Annotated in this window: 1 protein-coding gene; it reads left to right on the top strand. The window is 60.3% G+C overall.

Features of this window, described 5'->3' with window-relative positions:
• A partial coding sequence (locus H4O21_RS25335) for a hypothetical protein (protein WP_220495935.1) occupies positions 1–290 on the top strand: 290 nt, incomplete at its 5' end.
• Positions 291–302: the final 12 nt, after the last annotated feature.

The following is a 302-nucleotide window of genomic DNA, read 5'->3' as shown; positions in this document are numbered from 1 at the left end:
CTTCCGATCTCGTGGACGCTGCTTTTGTCTGTCCTGCTGAAAACACAGTTCATATCATCCAAGGAACGAATCTGGTGGACGTGGACCTGTCGGCCACGCCCCGCGCCATCACCAAGACCACGCCTCTGCCCATCGCAGACATCGACGCGGGTTCGTGCGACTCTCACGGCGTCAACGTGTACAAGGGCCACCACTTCTACCACTACGAGAGCGCCACCACGCTCGCCATGAGCAAGATCGCCCCCATGCCCCAGGACATCACCCACGCCATGATGGCCTGCCAGGAGTAGGAGCAGGAGAAC

This window comes from Oceanospirillum sediminis, assembly GCF_014164585.1.
In the GTDB taxonomy this organism is placed as follows: domain Bacteria; phylum Pseudomonadota; class Gammaproteobacteria; order Pseudomonadales; family Halomonadaceae; genus Oceanospirillum; species Oceanospirillum sediminis.
This window is presented reverse-complemented; position numbering and strand designations above follow the sequence as displayed.